Origin of the sequence: Frankia sp. AgKG'84/4 (genome assembly GCF_023242965.2) — a bacterium.
Lineage (GTDB): Bacteria > Actinomycetota > Actinomycetes > Frankiales > Frankiaceae > Frankia.
Genome location: NZ_JALKFU020000271.1, coordinates 1 through 6,900, shown reverse-complemented (window position 1 = coordinate 6,900; position 6,900 = coordinate 1). Strand labels below are relative to the sequence as shown.

Annotated in this window: 5 protein-coding genes; 2 read left to right on the top strand and 3 right to left on the bottom strand. The window is 74.7% G+C overall.

Annotation, left to right across the window (positions count from 1 at the left end; translation table 11 throughout):
* A partial coding sequence (locus MXD58_RS16600; RefSeq protein ID WP_518478208.1) for a HelD family protein occupies positions 1-1,498 on the bottom strand: 1,498 nt, incomplete at its 3' end.
* Between the two features lie 433 nt (positions 1,499-1,931).
* Positions 1,932-2,594: a hypothetical protein gene (locus tag MXD58_RS16595; RefSeq protein ID WP_248839188.1), complete on the bottom strand. Its 663-nt coding sequence runs from the start codon at positions 2,592-2,594 to the stop codon at positions 1,932-1,934.
* A 299-nt stretch (positions 2,595-2,893) separates the two neighbouring features.
* Here MXD58_RS16595 and MXD58_RS16590 point away from each other — a divergent pair, with 299 nt between their 5' ends.
* Positions 2,894-3,916 carry an Acg family FMN-binding oxidoreductase gene (locus MXD58_RS16590; RefSeq protein ID WP_248839187.1) on the top strand — a complete coding sequence of 341 codons (1,023 nt, stop codon included), beginning with the start codon at positions 2,894-2,896 and terminating at the stop codon, positions 3,914-3,916.
* 320 nt (positions 3,917-4,236) lie between these two features.
* Here the strand turns inward: MXD58_RS16590 and MXD58_RS16585 are convergent, their stop codons facing one another.
* On the bottom strand, positions 4,237-5,544 hold the full coding sequence (locus tag MXD58_RS16585) for a hypothetical protein (RefSeq protein ID WP_248839186.1): 1,308 nt from the start codon (positions 5,542-5,544) through the stop codon (positions 4,237-4,239).
* A gap of 330 nt (positions 5,545-5,874) precedes the next feature.
* Between MXD58_RS16585 and MXD58_RS16580 the strand changes: the two genes are divergently transcribed.
* Positions 5,875-6,900 (top strand): serine/threonine-protein kinase (locus MXD58_RS16580; RefSeq protein ID WP_250609513.1); only part of this gene is annotated, 1,026 nt, incomplete at its 3' end.

Genomic DNA, 6,900 nt, shown 5'->3' with positions numbered 1-6,900 from the left:
ACGCACCGGCGGTCTGGCTGTCCCGGCGCGGGCTCGGTATCCGGGCGGTCGCGGGGTCGCGCTCCCCGACGGCCGTCGGGAGCAGGTTCGCGGCCGAGAACAGGTCGTCGTCAGGCCCCTCGGCGGCCCTCTCGTCGGGCGTCCTCGCCGCGGGCTTTTCGTCGGGCGTCCTCGCCGCGGGCTTCTCGGGACGTTGCGCCGCAGGCGGCGCGCCGCGCAGCAGTGCCTGCTCCTCGGCGGTGAGCCGGGTGCCGGCCGCGCGGGCCAGCGCCGCCGGGTCGGTGAACAGCGCGGTGAGCAGCCGCTGGGGCGTCAGCAGCGGCCACAGGGCGTTCAGCGCCGCCCGGACGACCTCGTCGGCCCAGAGGTCACGGGTGATCTGTCCGCGTTCCTCGGCGTCGAGCAGGCCGCCGGGGATCTGCTTGACGACCTGGGTGGTGAACTCGGCGAGCAGCTCGCGCAGGAACACCCCGCGGGCGAGGTTGTGCGGCCGGCGGCTGCGCCGCGCCCGGGTGCGCGCCCGGGTGACGGTGTCCGGGCGCAGCCGGAGCACATGATCGTCATAGCGGATGGTCTGCTCCCGGCCGGGCACCCGCTGGTGGTCGCGGACCGCGCCGGCGATGACGTCGGCCATCCGCGGGTCGCCCTTGAGGGTGGCCGTCTCGACCGGCTCGACGCCGGTCGCGTCGACCCCGGGGAACAGCCGGCTCGGCGTCGCGAAGACCACGCCGGTCTCGCCGAGGGAGGGCAGCACCTGATCGATGTAGCGCAGGAACACCGGGCTTGGCCCGACGATCAGCACGCCGGACTGATCGAGCCGGGCCCGGTCGTTGTAGAGCAGGTAGGCGGCGCGGTGCAGAGCGACCGCGGTCTTGCCGGTGCCCGGGCCGCCGTCGACGACGAGGATGCTGTTCGCCCGCGCCCGGATGACCCGGTCCTGCTCGGCCTGCAAGGTCGCGATGATGTCGTGCATCCGGCCCGTGCGGGGCGCGGCCAGCGCGCTCAGCAGCATCGAGTCGCCGGACTCGGCCATCGTGCCGGCCGCGGTGGTCTCGGCGGCACCCAGCGGATCGTCGGCGATGCCGGTGACCTCCCGGCCGCGGGTGCGCAGGTGCCGGCGGCGGATCAGGCCGTGCGGGTCGGCGAGGGTGGCGCGGTAGAAGGCGGTGGCGACGGGGGCGCGCCAGTCGACGAGGATCGGCTCCTGCTCGTCGTCGGACAGCCCGATCCGGCCGATGTAGGTGCGCCGCCCGTCATCGTGGTCCATCGCGCCGAAGCAGAGCCGGCCCTCGGCGCCGTCGAGGCGGGCGAGCCGGTCGGCGTGCGCGGCGGCGAAGACGTCCCGCTCGACGATCGACTGCGGGGTTCCGGTGCCGACCGCGAGGAGCACGCCCCGCAGCTGCCCGCGAGTGACCTCCCGGACCTCGTCCAGCCGGGCGTACAGCCTGTCCAGGTACGCCTGCTCACGGGCGCGCTCGACATCCTGCCTGGTCGGCACGGACGCTCCTCCCCGGTCTGGGTCGTTTCGGCACCGGTCGGCGGGGACCGACCGGTGGTGGACAGCTCGCGCACCCACGCGCGCCATCACACGGCGGCCGGACAGCTCACGCCGCGGCCGGGCGGGCGCCAGCGGGCGGCCGGGCGGGCTCGGGCGGGCACCCTGGCAGGTCCCTCGTCCGAACGCCCGACGGTGAGCCAGGAAGGTAGCAGCCGCGCGGCCGCCTACCCGCGCATCCTCCCGGCCCGCCGCGAGAACGTCGTGTCCGCGCAGGCCGCGCCGGTATCCGGCACCTGCTCCAGGTTACGGTTTCCCGCCCGGCAGGTGGAGTCCGTCATCCCGCGAACCGCGCCGAACGGGCACCCGCCGGTGGGGTTCACCGTCGTCCTCGGTCGTCCGGGCCGCTCGCGTCGCCCGAAGGGGCCGGGACGGGTCAGGTCGGGCCGGAGGTCGCCTGGAGCAGATCGGCCACGTCGTGTTCCAGGTGGACGCGGACGAGCGCCGCGACCAGACGCGGTACGTCGTTGCGCTCCACCAGCTCGACGAAGTCCTCCGAGCTGGTCGGCAGGCCGAGTTCGCCCGCCGTCCGCAGCACCCGTTCGTCCAGATAGGGCACGAGTTCGTCCCAGCCCGCCTGGGCCTCCCGGAGAAAGATGTCCGCGGCGACCGGGCCGATGCCCCTGATCCGCTGCAGTAGCTCCCGCTCGCGGTCGGGGGCGCAGTCGGCGGCCTCGCGCAGGTGCCGCACGTCACCGTCGTAGGCGTCAGACAGGTAGTGGCAGGCCTCCGCGAGCTGCCGGGAGGTGCTCTCGTCGTAGCGGGCATAGCCGTTTCGGTTCAGCACCGCGGTGCGCGCGGCCCAGGTGGCCTCCGCCATCGACGCGGCGTCGGTCCAACCGGCGTCCATGAGCGCGCGGCACGCCCGCACTGCCTCGCCGGCCCGGATACGGGCGCCGGCCAGCAGGGCGAAGACGGTCAGCCGGAACATCGCCTCGGCGGTGTCGGCGGGCACGTCGGCGCCGATCTCGTCGGCGAAGGTCCGGCCGTGCCGGGCGAGCAGTTCGGCGACCACCGCCTCGGTATCGGTTCCAGCCATGTCAAGGGGCTACCCGCGCAGCCGGCCGTCACTCCGCGCCGCGCCGCAGGCCGGTGCCGCCAAACCCCGCCATGCCCGACGGATCCGCCGGGACCGGCGAGACCGGCGGGACCGGCGAGACCGGCGAGACCGGCGAGACCGGCGAGACCGGCGAGACCGGCGGGACCGGCGGGACCGGCGGGTGCCACCCGGCTCTGCCGGCCCGGCCGTCGGTCCCCTACGCGGACTCCGTTCGGCGCATGAATGGCACGAGGCCGTCCCGCAGGCTGGAGGGGAGGTACGAGGAGAAGGGAGGCTGCATGCCCACCGAAGCAGCACACTCCGTATCACTCTCACTGTCCCCCGGTGTCGCCCGGGAGGTGGTCGCCGCGGCGGCCGCGGCGCCGTCCATCCACAACACCCAGCCCTGGCGGTGGCGGCTCGGCGCGGGCGGTCTCACCCTGTTCGCCGACGTTTCGCGCCGGCTCGCCGTCACCGACCCCGAGGGCCGTCAGCTGCTGCTGAGCTGCGGCGCGGCGCTGTGCAACGCCACGCTCGCCCTGCGGGCCCGCGGTCTCGTCCCGCGGGTCACGATCCTGCCCGACGGCGACGATCACCGCACCGATCCGCTGGCCACGATCATCCTCGCCGGGCAGCGTCCCGCGGACGACGCCGAACGGGCCCTCGCCGACGCGATCGGGCCGCGGCGCACAGACCGGCGGCCCTTCGATGGCCGGCCGCTGCCGGACGGCGCCGTCGCGCGGCTGCGTGCCGCCGCCGAGGTGCAGGGCGCCTGGCTGACCTCGCTGACCGATCCGGACCTACGCGTCCAGGTGAACGTCCTGCTGTCCCGGGCGGACTGGATCGAGCAGCACGATGCCGCCTATCTGCGGGAGCTCGCATCGTGGCTGCGTTCCGAACCGGCCCCGGACGGCGTCCCGTGCGGCGCGGTCGTGGCCGCCGGGGCGACGCGGCAGGCCGAGTTCCCGTTGCGCGAACTGAACCTCGCCGCCCTCGCGGACCCACCGCCGGCGTCGGAGGCGGGCGTGGAACGCCCCGGGGTGCTGCTCATCGGCACGGACGCGGACACCGCCGCCGACCGGCTGCGGGCCGGGGAGGCCATGCAGCGGGTGCTGCTCACCGCGACCTCGCTGGGCCTCGCCGCGTCGCCGATGTCCCAGGCGATCGACGTGGAGGGCCTGCGTGACCGGTTCCGCGCCGCCACCGGCGGCCTCGGGCAGGTCCAGATGATCCTTCGAGTCGGGCACGCGCCGGCCGGCGCCGAGCCGCTGGCCCCGACGCCCCGCCGGGGGGTCGACGAGATCCTCCAGCTGGCGGACTGACGCGGCGGTCCCGCGCGATCCGGCGCGGACAAGCCGGAAGGGGCGCGGGAATCTAGCGAAAACCGCCGAGATATGGGGTGTGGGGGTTCACGGGCGGGTTTGATGCTCTCAAGGTCGGTCGCCACGGCGGGGGCGCGAGACGTTCGGGGGCGTCCCGTCCCGCCGTGCGACCGGCCCGACCAGAGGGTTCGGACTTGGGGGCTGAGGGCGCCGGTTGGGGGCCGGTGGCACCGACGGGGGCGGTGTCCCCAGCCCCCAACCGGCGCTCAGCCTCCAACCGGCACTCAACCCCTGGCCGGCGCTCAATCCCCAACCGGCGCTCAGCCTGCGGTGGGTGTCGCCGGGACGGGCGTGGCGTCGACGCCGGTGCGGGCGCTGGCGTAGGCGACGCTGGCGTAGCTGTCCGCCGGCTGGCCGGCGGCGTTCACGCAGCGCACCGACACGGTGATCGGCTGCCCGCTGGCCGACGCTGGGGCGGCCAGGGCCGAGCAGCGGGCCGTCGGCTCGCCGTACGGCGTGACCTGGATCTGGTTCGCGTCCGTGCCGCGCGCGACCCCGGGGAATGTGACCTCGTAGCGGCCGATGGCGAGCCGGCGGACCTGGTTCACCGCCCCCGTGCTGTTCGCCGAATACCAGCCCCAGGCGTTCTCGGCCGGGCCGATCGGCGGCTGCTGGGTGGGGCCGCCCGGGCGGGTGACGCCGGTGAAGGCGTGCGCGAAGCTCGTCGCGTCCGTCGGTATCAGCGCGTGGCCACTGGTGTAGAGCAGCGCGAACGGGCTGTCCGTCGGGGTCGCGCCGTTGGCGCAGCCGACGAAGACCGACTGGCGGTCCTTCCCGACCACCCGGCCGAGCGCGTTGCAGCCGATCGGGCTGTCACCGGTTGCGTTGACCTGCAGGTTGTTACCGTTCTTCGCGAAGGCTGGACCGATGAGGTCGATCGTGTAATGGCCCGCGCCGACCCGGTGGATCTCGATCGTGCCCGGGCCGCTCACGCTGTAGGCGTCGGCGGGCTTCGCCGTCGCGGCCGAGGCGGCGTCCGCGTCGAGGCGCAGGTAGGCGTAGGCCCCGCCCGGTGACACGGCGGCGGCGTCGGGCACGTGGGTGAACATCGCCGAGAAGGCCGAGTCGACTGGGGTCCCGGCGGCGTCACGGCAGGTCAGGTCGACCTCCTCGGCCGTCCCGGCCGCGTCCCAGCGCACGACATGGCAGGACGCGACCTGGCCCGTGTCGGTGCCCGCCCGGTCCAGCGCGGTCACCAGCGGCACGCCCCGCCCTCCGGGCACCGCGATGCCCGGGAAACTCACCCGGTAACTTCCCGTCGCCCGGTGCACGACCGTGACCCGCGCCGAGGCGCCCGATCCCCCGGCCGTCATCCAGCTCCCCGAGCTCTGGGCGGCGGTGATCGGCGTCGAGGCGCCGATCTGGATGTCGGGCGAGGTGAGGCCGGCGAACCCCCACACGGGCGTGGTGGCGGTGTCGGCGGGCCTCGTCGCCGCGCCGCTGCCGGCGGCCGAGTTCGTCGCCGTCGGCGGGTCGCCGCCGTCCGAGCAGGCCGCCAGCGCCAGCAGCGCCGTGGCGCAGCCCAGCACGCCGACCACGCGGGCGACACGGCCCGCGGTTCCCAGCATCGTGTGACTCTCCGTCCCAGGACCAATCGGTCCCAGGACCGACCGACGATTCCGACGAGACGACCATGGCACACCGCGAGCGGCTGGAGTCCATCCGGATCTGCCCAAAACCTGTCAGGCCTCGGACAGCGCTGTCCGCCCCGAGTCACCGTACGGTGGTCCGGCAACGGAGCCATCTCGCCTAAGATTCACCCAGGTGGTTCGCCATGCGGGCGGATCGGGACACCACGAAACGGTCAACGGGTCGGTGCGCGGCACCGGCGGGGTCACGCGGCGGCGCCGCGGCCCGCGGGGGCGCCGTCGGCGCGAGGCAGTCAGGGGAACAGCTCGATGACGTCATCGGATGCCAGCGTGGCGGCAAAGTCAGTCCCGCTCGGTCCGGACGATCCCCGCCAACTCGGTACCTACACCCTGCTCGGCAAGCTGGGCCAGGGCGGCATGGGCACCGTCTACCTCGGCCGCTCGCAGCGGGGCCGACTTGTCGCGATCAAGGTGATCCGGACGGAGGCGGTCGGCAACGCCGAGTTCCGCGCCCGCTTCCGACTCGAGGCCGAGACGGCGCGGCGCGTCGCCCGGGTCTGCACCGCCGAGGTCCTCGACGCCGACCCGGACGCCGAATGGCCGTTCATCGTCACCGAGTTCATCGAGGGCGAGACGCTGGCGAGCTACGTCAAGCGCAACGGCCCGCTCGCCGACGCGAACCTGGAGCAGCTTGCCGTCGGCGTCGCCGCTGCGCTCACCGCGATCCACAGCGCCGGCATCGTGCACCGCGACCTCAAACCCGCCAACGTCATCCTCTCCCCGTTCGGCCCGCGCGTCATCGACTTCGGGATCGCCCGCACCGCCGACGAGGGCAGCGGCCTGACCGGCGACCTCCAGCAGCTCGGCACCCCGGCGTTCATGTCCCCCGAGCAGATCGAGAGCCGCCCGATCTCCTCGGCGGTCGACATCTGGGCCTGGGGCGGCCTGGTCGCCTTCGCCGCCACCGGCCACTACCCGTTCGGCGAGGGCTCCGCGCAGGTGCTGCTCTACCGCGCGCTGCACGAGGAGCCCCGTCTCGACGACGTCGACCCGGCGCTACGCCCGATCGTCTGGCTCTCGATGCGCAAGGACCCGGCTGGCCGCCCGTCGGCCCAGCAGCTCATGCTCCGTCTGCTCGGCGACCCCTCGGGCACCGGCCCCGAGGCCGCCCCCGCGGTCAACCCCGAGGACGTCACCAACGTCCTGCAGGGCTGGCAGCTGCCAATTCCCGGCCCCGGTGCCACCGGCCCGACCGGCACCGGCGGCTACACCGCCGGCCCCGACGACGCCACCCGCCTACCTGGTGGCCCCGGCGGCTACACCGCGGGCCCCGAC